This window comes from Treponema medium, assembly GCF_017161265.1.
GTDB classification, from domain to species: domain Bacteria; phylum Spirochaetota; class Spirochaetia; order Treponematales; family Treponemataceae; genus Treponema; species Treponema medium.
Map to the genome: position 1 here is coordinate 960,924 of NZ_CP031393.1, position 19,508 is coordinate 980,431.

Genomic DNA, 19,508 nt, shown 5'->3' on the forward strand with positions numbered 1-19,508 from the left:
CTCAGTAAAACAAAGTTCAATCCTATTCTACTATAGTTTTTATTTTTTGTCTTGCATACTGCTTAATATTTTCGGGAAAGGCGCCTGCCGTGATGCTAAACAGTGCTTTAACGGCTGAACCTGCGATTTGTTTATCCCCATATTTCGCAATTTCGGTAAGGGCGTCGCAGGCGGCGTAGGCAGGTTCATAGGCGCGCACTCCGCAGTGTTGCAGCAGCAGTTGAATTGCTTCGATTGAGCTTCCGTCAGGGTCGGCAGCAATAAAGCCCAATGCGCGGATGATTGCAACGGCTAAAGTAGGGTCGGAAGTTTTTGACGCCTCGTCGAGTAGAATGGTTCGGTATTCCAACGATTCCAATAGACCGAGCAGTTCCGCAGCCCGTGCCCGTTCATAAACCGTAAAATTATAGGGGAAATACGCTGCCCGCTGATTATTTGCTAAAATAGTTTGCAGGGTGAGTGCGTAGGCTGCTTCATTCGTGCCGATAGTCCCTTTTGTAATAGCTTCATCGATGCTTGCTAACAGTGTTCCCGTATCTCCGTAGGGAACAAAGAAGGGCAGCGTTTGCGTTTTTTCTTGTGTTTTCAAAATGTGATACTGCGGTGGCGCTTCCCGTTGGGGAGAACTTTGCATAATCTTTGTGTCCAGTCGCCAACTGTTGATAACCCAATCATCGACGGCAATAAGGATACCATTCGGCATAATAACCGGCAGAAAAGCTGAGGTGATGATCTTTTGTTCCCGCTTTACGGTTCCCTCGCCGCTGATAATTGCCGCTATACCCTTGCAGGCGATGTAATATTCACCGTCCGTTTTGCTGTAATATAACGGAAGTGTAATGCGGCTGTTCAATTTTGCTGTCCAAGTAATGTTATTAGAGGTAATATTCCGTGCCGAAACGGTACCATCGGCATATATGCATACCAGTTCGTTGCCGGAGTTTTGCATAAAAAGCGGCGCTGTTTCCTGTGTTTGCCAGACTGCAAATCCGTCAGTTTCTCTTTGCGGTACATGTGGGGACGTTTCTTTCTCTTCTGCTGCGGCGCTGCGGTAATAGGTGAGGATGCCGTCACCGGTGCTCATAATATACCCGCCGGGAGCGGAGGCGAGCGTGGCAATTTCTTTTTTTAAGGTTCTTGTATTTGACACCTGTCCGGTAAGCGAAACGGTTAAAAAGTCTTTGTTTGTCAGCGTCAGCAACAATGATGCCGCTCCCGTTTCGCACAGTTGCCGTGCCGGTGAAGCGGATAATGTGAGCTGCCACTTGAGCTTCCCTTTTATGGAAAAACAGTAAAGATTGGATTTCGTTAGCACGCATATTCTGCCGTCAGTGGTGCTATAGGGAGCAAACAACGCCGGCTCCGGCAGTTGCACCGACCACAAATAAATCCCCTGACTGGAAACCGCTTGCAGTATCCTCGACGCATCTGCAATAATCAATATTCCCGAATTTGATACGGTTAAAAACGGTTTTATTGTTCGCTCAATATTCCGCCGCCATCCAAAGGAGCCGGTGTAATCGATACAGTTAAGCGCCTGATCCGAGCTTAATGTATAAAGATATTCTCCGTGTACAACCGGATCACAGAGCGTTTCACCCGCCATAACCGCCGACCATTGTGCTTGTTCTATTTGCGCAGTCTGTGCGGTGAGAACCATTGTTGGAATCAGCAAAAACATATATGAAAAGAATGCGGTAAATAAGACGGCTAAAAAGCGTTTTGTTTTTTTCATCGTATAAAAATTCCTAAAAGTTCACAGTGATGGGTCTGTGGATAAAAGTCGAACAACCGGTATTCGATAAATCGATACCCCAATGCGATGAGTTTTTTTGCATCACGGACAAAGGTTGCAGGATTGCATGAAACATAATGAATGAGCGGTATTTTGGCTTGCCCCAGATAAGTAAGCGCCTTTTCAGGGATGCCCTGTCGCGGCGGATCGATGATAGCGGCATCATAGACAAGTTGTGCAGCGGGGATGTCTGACCAATCGGTATCGGAAACAGTATGGAAAAAACAGCGGCAAGGGTTGTTCTTTTCTGCAATAATCCGGTCGAGGTTTTTCTGTGCCGTCCGCAGCGCCCGTTCGTTGTGTTCCACCAAGTGAAGTTCGGCTGCTTTGTCCGTTAAAAAAGCGGAAAAGGTGCCGACGCCGGCATAAAAATCGAGTACCCGCTTACATGGGGGGATATCCGATACCGGTTTAATCAGTTTTTCCAACATTGTAATATTCGACTGAAAAAAGCCGAATACGCTAAAGTCCAGAGCTGTACCTTTTACTTGTGCCGAAGCGTCGGGATGAACGGGACTGTATATGTCATCTTGTGCGAAAACATGGTAACGATCTTGAGCGATTTTTGTACTGCGGGGGAAAAGCTTTTGCAATCCATCCTGCTGCAAAACGGTACGCAACGCAGGTACTGCAATAGGGCAATCATGGACGGGAACAACCGTGTTGCTCGCAAAACCGTGCATCCCGATTGTTCCGTTTTTATCCGTATGGAATTGAAACCGGTTTCGATATTCCCATGAAGGACCCGCAATAAAAACCGGCGGACGTTCAGGTGCAATATGCGCTCTGTCGAAAAGCTCTGCGACCATTGCCTGCCGGAGTGTTTGCTGATAGCTGTTAGCCGCCATTTGTAAATTACATCCGCCGCAGCGCCCGAAATACGGGCAGGGCGGTTCAATCCGGTACGGAGAAGGGGTGATGATTTCTTTTATAACGGCTTCGCTGTAATCGCGCTTATTTGCCGTAATGGTAATATCGAGTTCTTCATCGGGGAGCGCAAAGGGGATAAACACTGTTTTCCCGTCTACTCGCGCAAGGGCTTTCCCGCCGAATACGATCTTTTCCGTAGTAACTCGCATGGGATGCAGTATACAGGAAAGCGGAGATTTTATAAAGGCGCGGGCAGTGGGGGCAGGGAAGTTATAATGCTTTGAGCTATCTCCAATACGGGGTGTTCAAAGAAGTATAAAGGTATGGGAGAATCAGGATAAAGTGCCTCAGGGGTAACTATTTCAAATACACAAATGGGATATCATCGATGCGTTGGAGCCGGATAGCGCCGCAGCCTTTTTCTGCGTACATAACATTCAGCATCGCGGTGATGTTGCGTTCAAAATCGGGATTGCTTTTTTCTTCCACGGCTGCGATACCTCCGCCGTAAATGCAGTAGACAAGGTCGGCGTATTGCAAGGCAAGCGCGGGGTTATGAATAGAAACGAGCACCGTCTTGTGCGCTTTTGTACAAAGCTTACGGGTAATCTGCATAATCTTATGCTCGTTGTAAAAGTCGAGATTGGCGGTCGGTTCATCCAAGAGGATGATGGGCGCATCCTGTACCATGCCGCGGGCAAGCATCACAAGCCGCGATTCCCCGGAGCTGAGCTGACTGTAATAGCGGTCTGCGAATTGCGTTAAGCCGAATACCTCAAGCGCATGATCGACATATTCCCAATCTTTTCGCGACGGGGCTTGCAGCGCGGTTTGATGGGGATTACGCCCCATCACGACAAAGTCGCGTACCGTGTAGGTAAATACGCCGGAATGTCCCTGCGGAATGTAACATACTTTTTGGGCAAATCGCTTTCGTGTAAGCTGCGCCGCATTTTCTCCCAATACCGAAAGCGTACCGGACGCGGGCATATCCAATCCGGCGAGCAGCCGCAACAGCGTGGTCTTGCCCGCGCCGTTAGGGCCTATCAGCGCAATAACCTGTTGCTGCGGAATATCCAGCCGGAGATCTTTCAGAATAGGCTGCGTTCCCCGCACCGCCGTAACGCCGTCAAGCTCAAAAGCCGCGTTCATATTCCAATCCAAATATCGTTGTTCCGGCGGAGCATCAACTGCGCAAGAATTGGCGCGCCGATGACAGCCGTGATAATACTGACCGGTATCTCATTGCCGGACAGGGAGCGGGCAACGGTATCCGCAAACAGCAACAGGGCGGCGCCGCACATAAAAGAAAGCGGGGCCACCTTGTAATTATTATTGCCGAACAGCAGCCGGATAACATGCGGCGCAATAAGCCCGATCCAGCTGATGATACCCGCAGCGGACACCACACTCGCAACCAACAATGTCGAAGTGATAATAAACAGCAGCCGCATCTTTTTAACCGGCGTACCGAGCGACGCCGCTTCTTCATCACCGAGCGAGAGAATATTGAGCTGTCTGCGGAACAGGATAATAAAGCTGCATCCCGCAACGGCAATCGGTAAAAAGGCGGCGAGCTTTTTCCACGTGATAATGTTAAAACAGCCCATCAGCCAGAACTCCAGAGCAGGCAGCTCATTGAGCGGATCCGCCATGTATTTGATAAGGGATACGCCTGCTCCGGCAAGCGCATTGATGATGACACCTGCAAGCACGAGGCGTATCAGACTGTGTTCTCCGCCGATATTCGAAAGCTGCAACACAAGCAACGTCGCGCCGATGCCGCCCGCAAAGGCGCAGAGCTGAATGCCTGCCGCACTTGTATGGAGCAGCACGATACCGATTGCCGCGCCGAGGGAAGCGCCGGTAGAAACACCGATGATGTCGGGTGCTACCAGCGGATTACGGAATAGGCTTTGCAGGCTTACCCCGCTCAATCCGATTGCACCTCCTGAAAGAAAGACAAAAAGGGTGCGCGGCAGCCGGATGTTCATAAAAATATTGTAATCGGCTGTGGTTACCGCCGCAAATACATCGGTGCGGAACAGGATGGAAAGTATCTTAATAAAAGAGAGCGGATAACGCCCCCAGCTCAGCGAGAATATCAGCGCCGCCAGAGGCATTATACAAGCTGCACATATCAGTTTAGTCCGGTACCGCATCTGCATTGAAGGGTTTTATCTTTTTATTTTACATTAAGAGAGGCGAGGTCTTTTTCTTTACCGAAGAAGTCCCGATAAAAGGGCTTGGTTTTTTCCGCTAAATAACCGGCAGGAACTTTTCCCGGATGCAGTTTATCGGCAAGCCAGATAACACCGAGGCATGAGCACGGAATGGGGGAATCCCACTCGTCAACACTTGACGGGAATACATAGACCTTGCCGTTATCCACTGCGGGAATGCCCTTCCATTCAGCCTTTCCGGCGAGTTCTGCCGGAGTTACCTTCGAGCCCGTTGCGGCAACGATGACCTGCGGGGCGTATTTCTGGACTTGTTCCAGCGATACTTTTGTCCAATAGACATCGGTAATATCATCGCTCACCAATTTTCCGCCTGCTGCCGCAACGAGTTCCGCTTGGAACATCTTGGGACTGAGCGCGTTCAGAGGATCGGAGCGACTGCTGACATAAACGGATACCGCCGGTTCTCCTTTTACGAAACCTGCGACATCATTTAAGATTGCCTTATAAAAAGTGAGCAGCTTTTGCGCTTGTTCGCGATTACCGGAAGCGGCGCCGAGCATTTCAACATAGCTAAAAAAATTCTTCATCGTTTCAGGCTCGATCACCAATGCGGGAACACCGAGCGCTTCGATTTGAGGAAGCTGCTGTGCGGCTTTAAACGGCACTAAAATGAGGTCGGGAGACAGAGAAGCAACTGCTTCGAGGTTCAAGTTCTTTGCGCCGCCGCATGCGGGTTTATCCGCCAATTCGGGAGCGAATTCTTTAATAAACGGCCGAGCGCTTTTTCCGCCGTCGCCCGACACGATATATTCCCGACAGCCGATTGCCAATGCTGTGTTGCTGAGAATATAAAACGGCGCGACAATCCGCTCCGGCTTTTTGGGGATAACAACGGTTCTACCCTGATGATCGGTTACGGTTGCAAAACCTTCCGATGTTTTTTTGTCCTGCTTTCCGCCTGCCCATACCGGCAAAGCTGCAAGCATTACAACTAAGATTGCTAATGAACAGAGTTTTTTACACATAGGATCCTCCTTTATAGACTTAGATAGACGTTAACATAATCTTCTTAATAAACTCAACCCCGTCTGCAAGCTCTTTATCATCAGGGTGTCCTTTGCCTAAGCCGCCGAACAGCTTGAATGGCCCGAAAGTATCAAATCCCTTGCATTCAAACTCCCCCAAGACGGTAAAGCCGTTTGCCTGTAAATAACCGGCAAATTTTTTCGCATACCGACCTTTTCCCATTCCACTTGTACATACGGCAAAAGCATATTTCGGAAATTCATGCCGGTGATGTTTCAAAAATGCATATATCGATTTATGAAATCTTCCCGCATATATTCCCGAAGCGAAGCCGACACAATCATATTCCGAAAAATCGACATTTTGAGCTTGTTCTGCCTTAAACAGCGTTACCGGCATATCGTGTGCCATTGCCGTAACTACTTTTTCCGTATTTCCATGATGAACCGATGCATAGATAATAGCCGCTTTTTTCATAAAATCTCCCAATAAAAATGTGAAAACTCCATGCCGAGCAATGTACTTACATTATCCGACAGCGTCTTTTTTTAACGGTGCGATTGTACTACTTTTCCCATACCGATATCAATATAATATTCCGGTATGGAAAATAAGCTCTTGGCGTGATAAAATCAGCATAAGGAGAATTATGACACCAGAAGAAATAAAGAAACTCATTCAAAACGGTGAAAAAATAGATGTTGAATTTAAAGAATCAAAGAATGCTTTATCGAAAGACGTATATGATTCCGTTTGCTCTTTTAACAATAGAAACGGCGGTCATATAGTATTAGGGGTTAACGACAAAAGGGAAATTACCGGCGTTAATCCTGACAAGGTTGATAAAATAATAAAGGAATTTACAACAGCTATTAATAATTCGCAAAAAATATATCCGCCTTTATACTTAACACCTGTTTCAATAGATATGGAAGGCAAGAAACTTATTTATATCAGAGTACCAAAAGGCTGTCAGGTGTGCAGGCACAATGGACGCATTTGGGATAGGTCTTACGAGGGTGATATAAATATTACCGATAATGCGGAACTGGTATATAAGCTTTATGCGCGGAAACAAAGCACCTATTTTGTAAATAAGGTCTATCCTAATTTGGGAATAGATTGTTTAAACTCAGCGGTAATTGAAAAAGCACGAAAAATGGCTATTGCAAGGAATCAAAATCATTTATGGAAGGGTATGAATGATGAAGAACTTCTGAGAACAGCTAATTTAATTTTAATTGATCCGGAAACAAACAAAGAAGGTATTACCTTAGCTGCAATTTTATTATTTGGAAAAGACAACGCCATTATGTCCGTTTTATCACAGCATAAAACGGATGCACTATTTAGAGTAGAGAACAAAGACCGATATGATGACAGAGATGTCGTCATTACCAATCTGATTGACAGTTATGATAGGCTTATCAACTTTGGCAGAAAGCATTTGAATGACTTGTTTGTTTTAGAGGGCATTGTTAATGTCAATGCAAGAGATAGGATACTCCGAGAAGTAGTTTCCAACACATTAGCCCACAGGGATTATTCAAGCGGCTTTCCTGCGAAAATGATTATTGATGATGAAAAAATTACTATCGAAAATAGCAATGTAGCACATAGAATAGGCGTATTGGATTTGCAAAAATTCGAACCGTTTCCTAAAAATCCGTCGATATCTAAAGTCTTTAGGGAAATTGGAATTGCCGATGAGCTTGGTTCCGGTATGCGTAACACCTATAAGTACACACAGCTGTATTCGGGAAAAAATCCTATTTTTGAAGAAGGCGATATATTCAGAACGATTATTCCACTCAAGAAGATTGCGACGGAAAAGGTCGGCGAAAAGAATGTCCCTCAGAATGTCCCTCAGAATGTCCCTCAGAATGTCCCTCAGAATGTCCCTCAGAATGTCCCTCACAATAAGAAGGAGCTGATTGAATTTATAAAGGCAAAGGTGAGGTCAAATAATAAAATTACAAGGCGGACTATTGCAGATAATGCCGGCGTAAGTGTAAAAACTATTCAGAGAACCATAAAAGAGATAGAGAATCTACGATATATCGGTACCGGAAATAACGGATATTGGGAATTGAATGAATAGTTGTGAATTACAAAAGCGAGAATTTGAAAAGGAATCAACAACCCCGACGCAAGCGTCGGGGCACAGTGCTCAATGTTTCGTACTGTGTGTTCTATAAGGTGGTTGCAGTCGGGGTTAATACCCTTTGTTACGACGCAGAGCGTCGGGGTATTAACCCCTCCGCACGAATAAAACGATCGGCGTATGGAATTAGATTTTAAGCATGCTTCATTACAGGAAATCCTTAACTATGCTCCCGATCTCCGCAGGGAAGCATATATAGATGCGACGCTACGGATGCAAGCGGATGATAATATCGTCGGGGTGTTCGGCTCTGCGTATTCGGAAGCTCAGTCTCCCGTCATCGATGAGGCGCTCATCTATGGCTGCGGTCTTGTGCCGGTTCCGATTGTCGGAGTGGATGCCTTTATTTTTAAATATGGTGATTATCCTGCTTGCGATGCGATCAAGAGTACGATGGTATATTTAACGACACAAAAGTGTCCGCTGCTGTATTCTTCCAAGATGTATGTACTTGACGGCTGTTGCCCTGCTGTCGGAACCGCGTTCCGGCAGTGTACGCAAAAACCTGTGCATATATACAACGACGCTGCAACACTCAAAACAGTGCTGCAACAGGTGTACGGCTGCGAGTATTCCGGCGCCCGCTATCAAGAAGCGAAGTCTGCTTTTGTAACGCTGAATACTTTACTGCACCGCCTTGAGCAAAGTATGCTTTCCGGCAATGACTTTGGTGTACTCGCTTTTTATTCCCGTTTTATCTTTGAGCTTGAAGAACGGATCGCTTTCTTGACGCGGGTGTGCGAATTGCTTTCTTCCGCAGCAATCGGCGAACATTCATCTCATTCACCGGAAAAACGAGTGCCTGTTTCAATTCATTGTCCCGACGGCATCATACAAAAAATCAAACCGACTGCCGGAAATTATTTTAAGCCGGTATGGGTGCAGGCAGGGTGTTCCGCCGATATTGCATGCGCAGGATGTATCTACCCGGCCGGTCAGTATGTGGGGTATTAAAGCCGATAACGTGAGGATATGGACTCTACAGAATCAACCCAACTCGAATCAGCTTCGATGAATACACTTGACGGGGACGTCCCAAGAGTTTGTTACTTTTTCGCTATTCCCGTCGAGCGTGTTCAAAATCGCACAGATAGCACGATTTTGAACATCGCATTTCAGGGTAACCTGCTCTGAAATGCGATGTTTTCGAACAGGTTAATTACCAATACAACGAATTTTGAGCGAAATACTCTCAAATCGTCGCTTCTACTGACAAGATGCCAACCTTTTCCGTCAGTCTTGCGATTACATTTACTTAATCGCCTGTGCGCCGAAGCCTTTGACTGCACCGAACAGTTTTACAGCATCATCTTGCGGATATCTGTTTGCAAACATCGACACATCAGTTTGAACTTTCATCGTTTGGTTCATTCCCATTGCGCGTCTGAACTCGTTAGCGGGGGAATTCGGATCATAGTCGGTTTTTTCTTTATAGGTAGCGTTTAAGAAACCTGCCAAATATGCTTGGTTTAAAACTTTTTTAAGCGGAGCTACGTCTTTCAGCTCCTCGTTGCCTTCGGCGCTGTTAAAGCGTTCAACGTCTTCAAAGTCTTTTACCCATACGTATTCAAATGTACCTAAGCCCGGCAGGGTTACATCCGCTTGTTTGTTCATAAAAAATCGATTGTTATCTACAAGTACCTTTCGTCCGTTTTCCATAGAAGCAGGGCTGTCGATACGGCAGCGATCGATTGCAGACAGGGTAGAAAGCCCGATGATGTTGTGGTGTATATTCACCTCAACCTTCGTCATAACGCGGAAACCGTACCCCATATCCTCAAAGGCATGCGTGCGTGGCCATGTAAACAAAACAGTATTATATGCGAACTCCAGCGTTATGGCGGTCGGTTTATTTTCTTTTCCCCAAATTTCGCAAGCAGACATCGCATTTGCAGTAAAAACATTATTCAAAATTTTAACATCGCCTGAACCGCCGAACTGGATGGCAAAATTGGAAGCGTTATTAAATACGCAGTTTTGAATAAGCACATCGCATTTCATAATGCTGCCGCCGAATATCGCCTTTTCTGTTGTAATGGATTTTTCACCGCCATTAACGCCTTCTCCCGGCGGCAGGATGAGCATACCGGTTTCCACACCGGCAGGTTTGCCTTTTGTCGGATGGTAACCGTTGGAAGCTCCTTTATCGAAGATGATACCGTCGATAACAAGTTTTTTTCCCTGACCGTCTTTAATATCAAACTCCATAGCCTTATTTGCGCGACCTGTTCCGTTTGATGAGGCTGGCGGCATAACGAGCGTGCGGTATTTTAAAACGTCCCGTTTTGAAAAGTCTTTGGAATATCCTCCGTAGATTTCTACAGGGTTTTTTATCATGATAAAACCTTTGTCCCGTACGCCGTAATAATTGCCTTCCGCAACATATAACTTATCACCGGGTTGCACTTTTTCGGCAGCCTTTTCGATGTTTTTAAACGGAGCATCTTTTGTACCCGCGTTTCCATTCTTACCGGTCTCTTTTGAAACGTAGTACTCTGCAGCCATTACGTTTGCTAAAACGAGACAAACCGCTAAACACGTTGTAATTGCTTTTTTCATATACACCTCTCAATTTAAGGGAGAATGCTTGTGTGCTTCCCTTTATGTTTAATGTAGCATAATTACCATAGTTTTGTAAATTATTTTAAAGGCTGACAGATTATTGCCTTATAACATTTCTGCGATAAAAATGTTATCGTTATTTGCAGAATAGGGAGATGGAGCCGTGCAGCTGTGGAAATTTTACAAAAGAACGGATTTAAGAAACTGCTCAATGTGGATTGGGGCGGTAAGTATTTTCATGTCCCGCTTCATAATCCTTAAAATCCGCATTCAGCAAGGCTCTCATAGGCTATAATGCAATGACTTTTTATACTTAATCCAATCTTTTTATTTTGATAAACCGTACTTCTTGTCTGTAAGCGCTTACTATCGTAATAATTGAGGCCAGTATTAAAATTCCACCGTTTACCAATAAATCTCTTTTAACCAGCTTTGCGATGTCCGGTTCGGTGATTATAAGCTCCGGCGTTTCTTTTAAAACATCGAAAAAGCCGATATGCTCAATATCCGGACCCTCATTTACAGCATCGTATATACGCCAGCCGTATTCCAATACGGTTGCCGCTGCGAGCGCTATGCCCAGTACAATCAAAATCATAACGATGGCTTTTACGGTTAATTTTTTTCCCAGTCGTTTGTATACAGTATAGGATATTGCGCTGAGTAAGACTGGAATCGCCCAAACATAGAGGTTCATTTTTCCGACGATAACATACAGTAAGATTCCCGCTAATGCAACGCCGATAACGCCCAATGTACCGAGTAAAAAATTTTCTTGCGTGTTTTTGTCTTTTTCTTTTTGAGCGGTAAGATCGGCTTCTTTTTCCGCCCGCTCAGCTTCGGTTAGATACAGGTATTGTAGTCCTATTTGAAACAACCGTATCGTTCCGTCATTTTTACCATAGATAAATCCGCCGGATTTATACTTATTTTCTATCAGGAATGGGATAACGGTATCATTCAGCAAATCAAATGTTTTCTTATAGTTCCCTAATGCCGGCGTAGGATATTCAAAGATTAATGTTGCGTTATCGATACGCGTTTTTACTTTTTTTATTTCACAAAGCCGCGATTGCAAAAGGGCGAACAAGTCTTCTCCATTTTCTGCCTTAGAAGCGCCGATGGTAAGGATACATTTCTTCGCATTGGCATCTACGTGAAAAATCGTATAAAACCCTTGCAGCATTCCTGCATATACATTCTTATATTTTTTAAATTGATAATCTTTAGATAAAAAGTCTAAACTTCCCATGAGTGTTCCTCTTTGAGTAAATGAGTTGCGCCGCAAATAATTCGACAGCTGTCGAGTTTATTCTTTTTTTATATAAAGATAAAGAGGCCAACTCAGAGTAAACGCATCAGGCTATTTATTCGTGCGGAGGGGTTAATACCCCGACGCTTACGTCGGGGGTGTTGATTTAACACCCCCGCGGAAAAATTGGGGTTGCTACGTAGCTCCTCTTTTTTTTGAAAATAACTTTTCCGTCAGCCTTTTGAAAATAGCCTGTCCGGAAGTGTACGTCCGTGTACACTTCCGGACGCGAGTTTTTGCATCGCAAAAACATCGCTTCTGTTTTGAACCACGGACATCCTTGTCCGTTCTGAAACTACAAGGCGCGAGCAAAAAACACCCGCAGGCATGTTGAAAAGTGTACATCCGTGTACACTTTTCAACGTCGAGTTTTGCTGCGCAAAAACGTCGCTGTTGCTTATAACCCCGGACATCCCTGTCCGTCCTGATACGTTGAGGCTTTTTCAGTAGCGGCACGGATGCCGCTGGTTATATCAGAAGCGATGGGGATGTCTCAAAAGTTGGTTACTTTTTCGACATCCCCGCGAGTTTAAAATCAAGTCTTTACACAGTAATGACTTAATTTTAAACATCGCATCTAAATCTAAGGAAACTGTCCAAAAACTGAAGTTTTTGGACAGCCCTTCGCTGCCAAAAGTGTACAAGGATGTACACTTTTGGCAAGGCAACGCCGTAGACGGTATGCATATTTTCAAAAGGAAATATTACGCGATAATGCCCATCTCTTTTCCGACTTTTTCGAAGATAGCGATAGCGCGGTCAAGCTGTTCGGTGGTGTGCCCTGCCGTTACCATACAGCGGACACGTCCGGTGCCTTTGGGTACAGTGGGGAACACGATCGGCCCAATGAATAAGCCGTTTTCAAAGAGCTTTTTGGAGAACTCAAGGGTTTTTGCTTCTTCTCCGATGATGACCGGCGTAATGGGGGTTTCGCTGTGTCCGGTGTTAAAGCCGAGGCGGGCGAGCTTTTCTTTGAAGTAGCGGGCGTTTTTCCACAGCCGGTCAGTGTATTCGGTTGATTCCATCAGCATTTTAATGGCTTCGATACAAGCGCCGATAGCGGCGGGTGGGAGTCCGGTGGAGAACAGGAAGGGGCGTCCGCGGTTTTTCAGCCAGTCGATGGTAACCTGCTTACCGGCAACATAGCCGCCGACAACGCCGATTGCTTTGGACAGGGTACCGATTGCAAAGTCTACTCTGCCGTGCAGGTGGAAGTGGTCAACGGAGCCGCGTCCGCTTTCGCCTAATACGCCGCTTGCGTGCGCGTCATCCACGTAGGTTAAGCACTCGTACTTTTCCGCAAGCGCAACGATTTCCGGCAGCTTGGCAATATCACCGTCCATGGAGAACACGCCGTCGGTGATGATGAGAATGTTGCGGTAGTTGGGGCGCTTCTCTTTTAAAACCCGCTCTAAGTCTGCCATGTCGGAGTGCTTAAACACTGCCTTATCGGCTTTTGAAAGGCGGGAGCCGTCGATGATGGATGCATGGTTCAACTCATCGGATAGGATGAGGTCGCCCTTGTCGGTAACCGCTTGGATAACACCGGCGTTACAATTAAAGCCTGACTGAAAGGCCAGCACCGCTTCTTCCCTCTTGAATGTAGCAAGCAGAGTTTCGAGTTCATCGTGAATCTTCATGTTTCCGATGATGGGGCGGACAGCTCCGGCTCCCGCGCCGTAGGTTTCAATCGCTGCGATTGCTGCCTTCTTTAAGCGAGGATGGTTTGCAAAGCCCAGATAGTTATTTGATGAAAGGTTGATAACTTTCTTTCCATTAATAACGCATTCGGCTTCGTTCGGTCCGTCAAGCGTTACCGGTACCTTATACAAGCCTTGATCCTTTAATTCCTGTACTTTTTGTTGTAAAAAAGCCATTTCGTGGATGTTGCTCATTGTTTTCTCCTCTTCAATGAAATTTAATGCTCATTGCAACGTTTCTTTATTTTTGTGCCGAATGATACGCAACACCAAGCCGCTTGCTCAGTTTTTCCAGCATATCGACGGTCATCGTTTCCAGTGTGTATTCGGGCTTCCAGTTCCATTCTTGCCGTGCGCAGGTGTCGTCAATGGAATTAGGCCAAGAATCGGCGATTGCCTGCCGCATGGGGTCAACCTTGTAGGTCATCTGAAATTCAGGGATGTGTTTTTTAATTTCCGCTGCGATAATTTCCGGTGTGAAGCTCATAGAAGCGATATTAAAGGCGTTGCGGTGGATTAACTTTGACTCATCTGTTTCCAAAAGCTGCTGAACTGCTTTGAGGGCATCGGGCATATACATCATATCCATATAGGTGCCTTCTTTAATAAAGCACTCATATTTTTTGTTTTTCAGCGCTTCGTAATAAATGTCAACAGCATAGTCGGTAGTGCCGCCGCCGGGCGGAGTTGTATAGGAGATAAGACCGGGGAAGCGCACGCCGCGGGTGTCTACTTCGAAGCGCTTGTGGTAGTAGTCGCAGAGCAACTCACCTGAAACTTTTGTTACACCGTACATTGAGGTAGGACGCTGAATGGTGTCTTGCGGAGTTTTATCCTGCGGGGTACCCGGGCCGAACGCGGCGATGGAGCTGGGTACAAAGAACCGGTACTTATTCTCCCGGGCAATTTCCAGCATATTGTATAATCCGTGAATATTGATATTGAACGCCATTTGCGGATCGCGTTCCGCAACAGCTGAAAGGAGCGCTGCCAAGTGAATAACGGCATCTACTTTGTATTTTTTACATACATCGGCAACCTTCTGCGGTTCCAACACATTTAATTGCTCAAAAGGTCCTGATTCAAGGACTTCCGGCATATCTTTTTTAACTACATCACTTGCAATTACATTGCTACCGCCGTAGGTCTTGCGCAGGTGCATAACCAGCTCACTGCCGATCTGACCGAGGGCTCCTGTTACCAGTATTGTTTTCATTTTTATGATACCTCCTATAAAAACTTTTGCAGGAAATATCAATTTCCGAAAAAGTTTTTAGCCGTGCGCATAATGCGCACATATACAATAATCGAGTTTGCAACGCAAACTTGAGATAAAAAGCACCGACGCCATTTTAGTCGGTGCTTTTTATGATACCTCCTCAGATAATACACTTTTACCTTCGCACGAAATTTTCAATAAAATTTCGTGTATTTTATTTTAAGGAAGGGCAAACGCATCAGACAAATGTGTAAAAACTCAGAATAAGAGTTTACCGCATAGAACCGACGCTTTTGAAAAGAGACTTTTCGTTAGCCTTTTGAAAAGGGAGCGGTAGATACAAGAAGATAGGCAAAAAAGCACCGCAGGCGTATTTTTAATACGTTGAGGATACTTTTTTGCCGTACGACACAGTAGATACCCCTCTATTTTCAAAAGAACAGGTTGAGCAGCCCCAATTATTTTGCGGGGATATTAGGTAACTGTCTGATGCGGTTGCCCTGATATATTTAGTATATCACCGTTTTTGTGATTTTGCTATAATAAAATAATGAATGACACTATTTTGACAGATGAAGCCACGTGCTTCATGAAGAAAAAGAATTTCTTGCCGGTTCTTTCCGGACTCTTTATCGGTGTATTGGTTCTGTCGAACATTTTGGCAGTAAAAATGGTGCAGATCGGTCCGTTTGTTTTTGACGGCGGTACGCTGCTTTTTCCGTTTTCGTATATTTTCGGGGATGTACTGACTGAGGTGTACGGTTACCGAGATACGCGGAAAGTCATTTGGACGGGCTTTGTCGTCCTTATTTTTATGGCGTTCAATGTCTGGTTGGTAAGTATTCTACCGGCAGAGGGCGGCTGGAATCTGCAAAGCGATTTTAATAATATTTTGCTGCAAATGCCCCGCATCAGCGTAGGGAGTATCTGCGGTTACTTTATCGGTGAGTACAGCAATTCTACCGTTCTTTCTAAAATGAAGATACTTACCAACGGCAAATACCTGTGGATGCGTACCATTGGCTCAACCTTGATTGGAGAGCTGCTGGACAGTATCATTTTTGTAGCGATTGCCTTTTCGGGAATGTACGCATCTTCTGTTTTAATTGTGATGGCTTTTTCAAATTATCTTTTTAAGACGATGATAGAGGTTGTCTGCACGCCCTTTACCTATTTGGTTGTCAACTTCTTTAAAAAATACGAACAGCTTGATACCTATGACTATGGTGAGCGGTATAACCCGCTACCGCAGTTTACATAGATAGCGCTTTACTTCGGCATAAAGGACGGCAAAAGCCATTTTTGCGCTGTAAGGGGCTGTCAAAGTTTAAGGGTGCGCCTAAACTCGCCGCTGATTGCCCCCGTCCGTGTCGGTTCTGATACGTTGAGGATTTTTAGCAGCGGCACGGATGCCGCTCGTCGTAAACAGTAGCGATGTTTCGGCACCGCGAAACTCGCTGCCAAAAGCGTACAAGGATGTACGGTTTTGGCAATGCAACGAAGTAGATGTGCTGTATATTTGCAAAAGGTAACAATTTTTCTTTTGCAAAAAGAAAAATTGTATTGTACACTAATAAGACGGATAAGTGTTTTGCTTATCCGCTCGATATGAAGCAGTATCGCATTGAGTACTGTGTCTTGGCGTACTGCGCCTTAAAATAATACAAGTGGAGGAAAGTATGAAAAAGTATTTTAAAACAAGTGTTTTTTTGCTTCTGGCAGCGGTATTTTTAACCGTTGCTTGTAAGCAAAATATTGAAAATGACCCCGTCTATACGGTTTCGTTTGATCTTAACGGGGGGGGGGGCCTGCTCTTAACGAACAAAAAATTACAAAAAACGGTAAAGTCACAAAACCAACCCAAAATCCCACGCGCACTCATTATATCTTTCAGCATTGGTCAAAAACACTGGACGGTGAAGCCTATAATTTTGACACCCCGGTAGTCGATAATTTTAAACTCTTTGCCGTATGGAAGATACAGCAATACACCGTCAATTTTAACCTAGCCGGTTCCACCGAAGGGGCAGCTCCTGATACACAAACGATTGATAGCGGGAAAACGGTTCCAAAGCCTGCCGATCCTACCCGTACTGGTTACGCTTTTAAGTATTGGGCAAAAGAGGTCACCGCGGCAGCGTATAACTTTGACGATCCGGTAACTGGGAGCTTTACGCTGTATGCAGTATGGGAACAAAACACACCTACGCCCCCCACGCCGCAAATGTTTACCGTCAACTTTAACCTGAACGGCGGTGAAGGAACCCCGCCCGCAGATCAACCCATTGAAAGCGGAAAAACGGTTGCAAAACCTGCCGATCCCACCCGCAGCGGGCACACCTTTAAGCATTGGTCAAAGAATGCTGATGGAGCAGCGTACAACTTCGATGAGCCGGTAACAAGCAGCTTTACACTGCATGCCGTGTGGGAACAAAACGCACCTCCGCCTCCTACACCGCAAAACTTTACTGTTAGCTTTAACCTGAATGGTGGTGAAGGAACCCCGCCCGCAGCCCAAACCATTGAAAGCGGCAACAAAGTTACCAAACCTGCCTCCGACCCAATTTATGCCGGTTATACCTTTAAGCATTGGTCGAAAAGTCAAACCGGTGCAGCGTATAACTTTGACGCCCCTGTAACCGGCGACTTTACGTTGTATGCCGTGTGGGAAAAAATAAAAATTTATACCATCCAAGGTACAGCTCATGAATCGCCGTTGAAGGGGAAAAGTGTAAAAGATATCCCCGGCATTGTAACGGGTATTCACTATTCAGAAAATAAAGCGGACGGCTTTTATATGCAGGATAAAGACGGAGACGGAAATAATGTAACTTCCGACGGTATCTATGTGTATTGCGGCATCGCTCAATTTCCCGCAGAGCTTAAAGTAAAAGATGCGGTAACCGTTACCGGTACCGTTACCGAACATGCCTTTGATGCCACACAGCTTGCAACCACCCAAATCAAAGTTGCAAGAAAAGATGATGTTAGTATTCTTTCATCCGGTAATCAGCTGCCTGCACCGATTGAAATTACCGCTGATAAACTTGAAAAACCTGTTTTTATCGGAGATCTTAATGTTCTTTCTCCTGCGGAAGAAGCAATCGATTATTATGAAAGCTTAGAGGGTATGCGGGTCAAAATAACCAATCCTAAAGTTGTCGCTGCTCCTTATAAAGGTACTCACTATATTGCTCCGGTGAGTGCAAACGGTTTTACCCCTCGCGGTGGGCTTATGTATAACAGCTATAACAGTACCGGACGGGTATGCGTATATCCTTATGCCTGTTTTGCCAACAAAGCGGACGCACATGTTGCCAATCCGGAACCGACAATCGGAGACAGCTATAATGGCGATATAGTTGGTGTATTGGGTTATTCATTCAGCAATTATCGAATCGAAATAACGGAAGCGCTGCCGGAGCTTACCGCTGGGCATATTGCCCCTGAAAGTTCCAATATTGCCTTCGATGCCACGAAGCTCAATATCGTAAGCTATAATTTGGAAAATTTTTCAAAGGCTAAGGGGAAAAAAGGACATTCATCCAAAAAAACACCGGACCAGCGGGCAACGGCATTTGCAGATCATTTTATCAATCAATTAAAAGAGCCCGATATCATTTGCTTAATAGAAATTCAGGATGATAGTGCCGATAAAGATAATGATGTGGTCAGTGCCCAGCAAACCTTGAACCTTTTAATCAATAAGATTACAGCAATAGGCGGTTCTACTTATAAATCAGTTAATATCGATCCGGAAAATAACAAAGACGGCGGTGCGCCCGGCGCCAATATCCGCTGCTGCTATCTTTACCGCGACGACAGAATTGAACTGGTGCAGGATAGCGATAGTGATTTGACCAATAGCGACTGTAATACCGCTGCCGAAATCGAAGCTGACGGTTCAAAGCTTACGCAAAATCCTGCCCGTATTGGTGTTGGTGATGCTGCCTTTGATAGCTGCCGAAAATCACTTGTTGCTCACTTTAAGTTCCTCGACAGCGTGAATGGCGGAAAGGATTTCTTTGTTATCAATAATCATCTTACCTCAAAGCGCGGAGACGGGAGCATTTGGGGAGCGCAGCAGCCGGTTGTGCGTGCAAGTGAGGTAAATCGCCATAAGCAGGCGGATGCAATTACCGCATTTATCAAGAGCGTAAAGGAAAAGCGTTCCGACGCACGGATCATTTCAGTCGGTGACTATAACGATTTCTGGTTCTCCGAAACAATTGGTAAGGTCAAGGCTGCCGGAATGAAAAACGCCATCGAAGAATTCTCGGCAAACGAACGCTATACCTATGTATACGACGGACATTCGCAAACGCTTGATAATATTCTGGTTACGGATAATATCGCTATTAATTATGCGGATGTTCTGCACCTTAACGCGGAGTTTTCACCTAAGGTACGGCTTTCCGACCACGATCCGGTGTTCGTACAGTTAAGCTGGTAGTAGAATCTGCTCCTTTCAGAAGAAGGGCAAAACGCATCAGACAAGTAAATCAAAATCGCAGAAAAAATAGGTTGGGAGACCATTTGAGCCGCTAAGTGGCGAAACTCTGGTTGAGCAACCTATTTTTTCTGCGGGTGTAACGAAAAAATATCCGATGCGTTTTACCCTAAAAAAACTATTTGCGGTTTCGTCTTTTATACGATACAATAGACGCTATCGGGTAC

At 45.4% G+C, this 19,508-nt stretch carries 15 protein-coding genes and 1 pseudogene; 6 read left to right on the top strand and 10 right to left on the bottom strand.

The genetic code is table 11. The features are described from left to right. Positions 1-22 precede the first annotated feature (22 nt). From DWB79_RS04360 to DWB79_RS04385, 6 genes are all read right to left on the bottom strand, one after another. Entirely contained in the window at positions 23-1,735 is a 1,713-nt protein-coding gene (locus DWB79_RS04360) for an outer membrane protein assembly factor BamB family protein (RefSeq protein WP_016522832.1), read from the bottom strand. After that, a complete protein-coding gene (locus tag DWB79_RS04365) occupies positions 1,732-2,874 on the bottom strand; it encodes a class I SAM-dependent RNA methyltransferase (RefSeq protein ID WP_016522833.1) in 1,143 nt (380 codons plus the stop codon). The genes DWB79_RS04360 and DWB79_RS04365 overlap by 4 nt, the downstream gene beginning before the upstream one ends. Positions 2,875-3,022: 148 nt before the next feature. Beyond that, on the bottom strand, positions 3,023-3,817 hold the full coding sequence (locus tag DWB79_RS04370) for an ABC transporter ATP-binding protein (protein WP_016522834.1): 795 nt from the start codon (positions 3,815-3,817) through the stop codon (positions 3,023-3,025). Then, complete coding sequence (locus tag DWB79_RS04375; protein WP_040859424.1) at positions 3,814-4,827, bottom strand: FecCD family ABC transporter permease; 1,014 nt, start codon at positions 4,825-4,827, stop codon at positions 3,814-3,816. Before DWB79_RS04375 ends, DWB79_RS04370 begins: the two co-directional genes overlap by 4 nt. A 23-nt stretch (positions 4,828-4,850) precedes the next feature. Beyond that, entirely contained in the window at positions 4,851-5,873 is a 1,023-nt protein-coding gene (locus DWB79_RS04380; RefSeq protein WP_016522836.1) for an ABC transporter substrate-binding protein, read from the bottom strand. 19 nt (positions 5,874-5,892) lie between these two features. Next, entirely contained in the window at positions 5,893-6,351 is a 459-nt protein-coding gene (locus DWB79_RS04385; RefSeq protein ID WP_016522837.1) for a flavodoxin domain-containing protein, read from the bottom strand. 172 nt (positions 6,352-6,523) lie between these two features. Between DWB79_RS04385 and DWB79_RS04390 the strand changes: the two genes are divergently transcribed. Both DWB79_RS04390 and DWB79_RS04395 read left to right on the top strand, forming a co-directional pair. Further along, complete coding sequence (locus DWB79_RS04390; RefSeq protein WP_016522838.1) at positions 6,524-7,975, top strand: AlbA family DNA-binding domain-containing protein; 1,452 nt, start codon at positions 6,524-6,526, stop codon at positions 7,973-7,975. A gap of 183 nt (positions 7,976-8,158) precedes the next feature. Beyond that, on the top strand, positions 8,159-8,992 hold the full coding sequence (locus tag DWB79_RS04395; RefSeq protein ID WP_016522839.1) for a hypothetical protein: 834 nt from the start codon (positions 8,159-8,161) through the stop codon (positions 8,990-8,992). 297 nt (positions 8,993-9,289) lie between these two features. Here DWB79_RS04395 and DWB79_RS04400 read toward each other — a convergent pair whose 3' ends face one another. The 4 genes from DWB79_RS04400 to DWB79_RS04420 all read right to left on the bottom strand — a co-directional run bounded on the left by DWB79_RS04400 (position 9,290) and on the right by DWB79_RS04420 (position 14,828). Beyond that, entirely contained in the window at positions 9,290-10,597 is a 1,308-nt protein-coding gene (locus DWB79_RS04400) for a right-handed parallel beta-helix repeat-containing protein (protein ID WP_016522840.1), read from the bottom strand. 316 nt (positions 10,598-10,913) lie between these two features. Beyond that, positions 10,914-11,852 carry a hypothetical protein gene (locus tag DWB79_RS04410; protein ID WP_016522841.1) on the bottom strand — a complete coding sequence of 313 codons (939 nt, stop codon included), beginning with the start codon at positions 11,850-11,852 and terminating at the stop codon, positions 10,914-10,916. A 764-nt stretch (positions 11,853-12,616) separates the two neighbouring features. Further along, a complete protein-coding gene (locus DWB79_RS04415; RefSeq protein ID WP_016522843.1) occupies positions 12,617-13,807 on the bottom strand; it encodes a glycine C-acetyltransferase in 1,191 nt (396 codons plus the stop codon). 46 nt (positions 13,808-13,853) lie between these two features. Continuing rightward, positions 13,854-14,828: an L-threonine 3-dehydrogenase gene (locus DWB79_RS04420; RefSeq protein WP_016522844.1), complete on the bottom strand. Its 975-nt coding sequence runs from the start codon at positions 14,826-14,828 to the stop codon at positions 13,854-13,856. A 553-nt stretch (positions 14,829-15,381) separates the two neighbouring features. On the opposite strand from DWB79_RS04420, the gene DWB79_RS04425 reads away from it, so the two are divergent. The 4 genes and pseudogenes from DWB79_RS04425 to DWB79_RS04440 all read left to right on the top strand — a co-directional run bounded on the left by DWB79_RS04425 (position 15,382) and on the right by DWB79_RS04440 (position 19,284). Continuing rightward, positions 15,382-16,092, top strand: a complete 711-nt coding sequence (locus DWB79_RS04425) for a queuosine precursor transporter (protein WP_016522845.1) — start codon at positions 15,382-15,384, stop codon at positions 16,090-16,092. 418 nt (positions 16,093-16,510) lie between these two features. Continuing rightward, a complete protein-coding gene (locus DWB79_RS04430; protein WP_206181053.1) occupies positions 16,511-16,777 on the top strand; it encodes a hypothetical protein in 267 nt (88 codons plus the stop codon). Next, positions 16,660-16,959 (top strand): annotated as a pseudogene (locus DWB79_RS12270) (InlB B-repeat-containing protein); the annotation flags it as partial. The gene DWB79_RS04430 and the pseudogene DWB79_RS12270, both read left to right, overlap by 118 nt. 96 nt (positions 16,960-17,055) lie before the next feature. After that, on the top strand, positions 17,056-19,284 hold the full coding sequence (locus tag DWB79_RS04440; protein ID WP_206181055.1) for an InlB B-repeat-containing protein: 2,229 nt from the start codon (positions 17,056-17,058) through the stop codon (positions 19,282-19,284). The last annotated feature ends 224 nt before the right edge of the window (positions 19,285-19,508 follow it).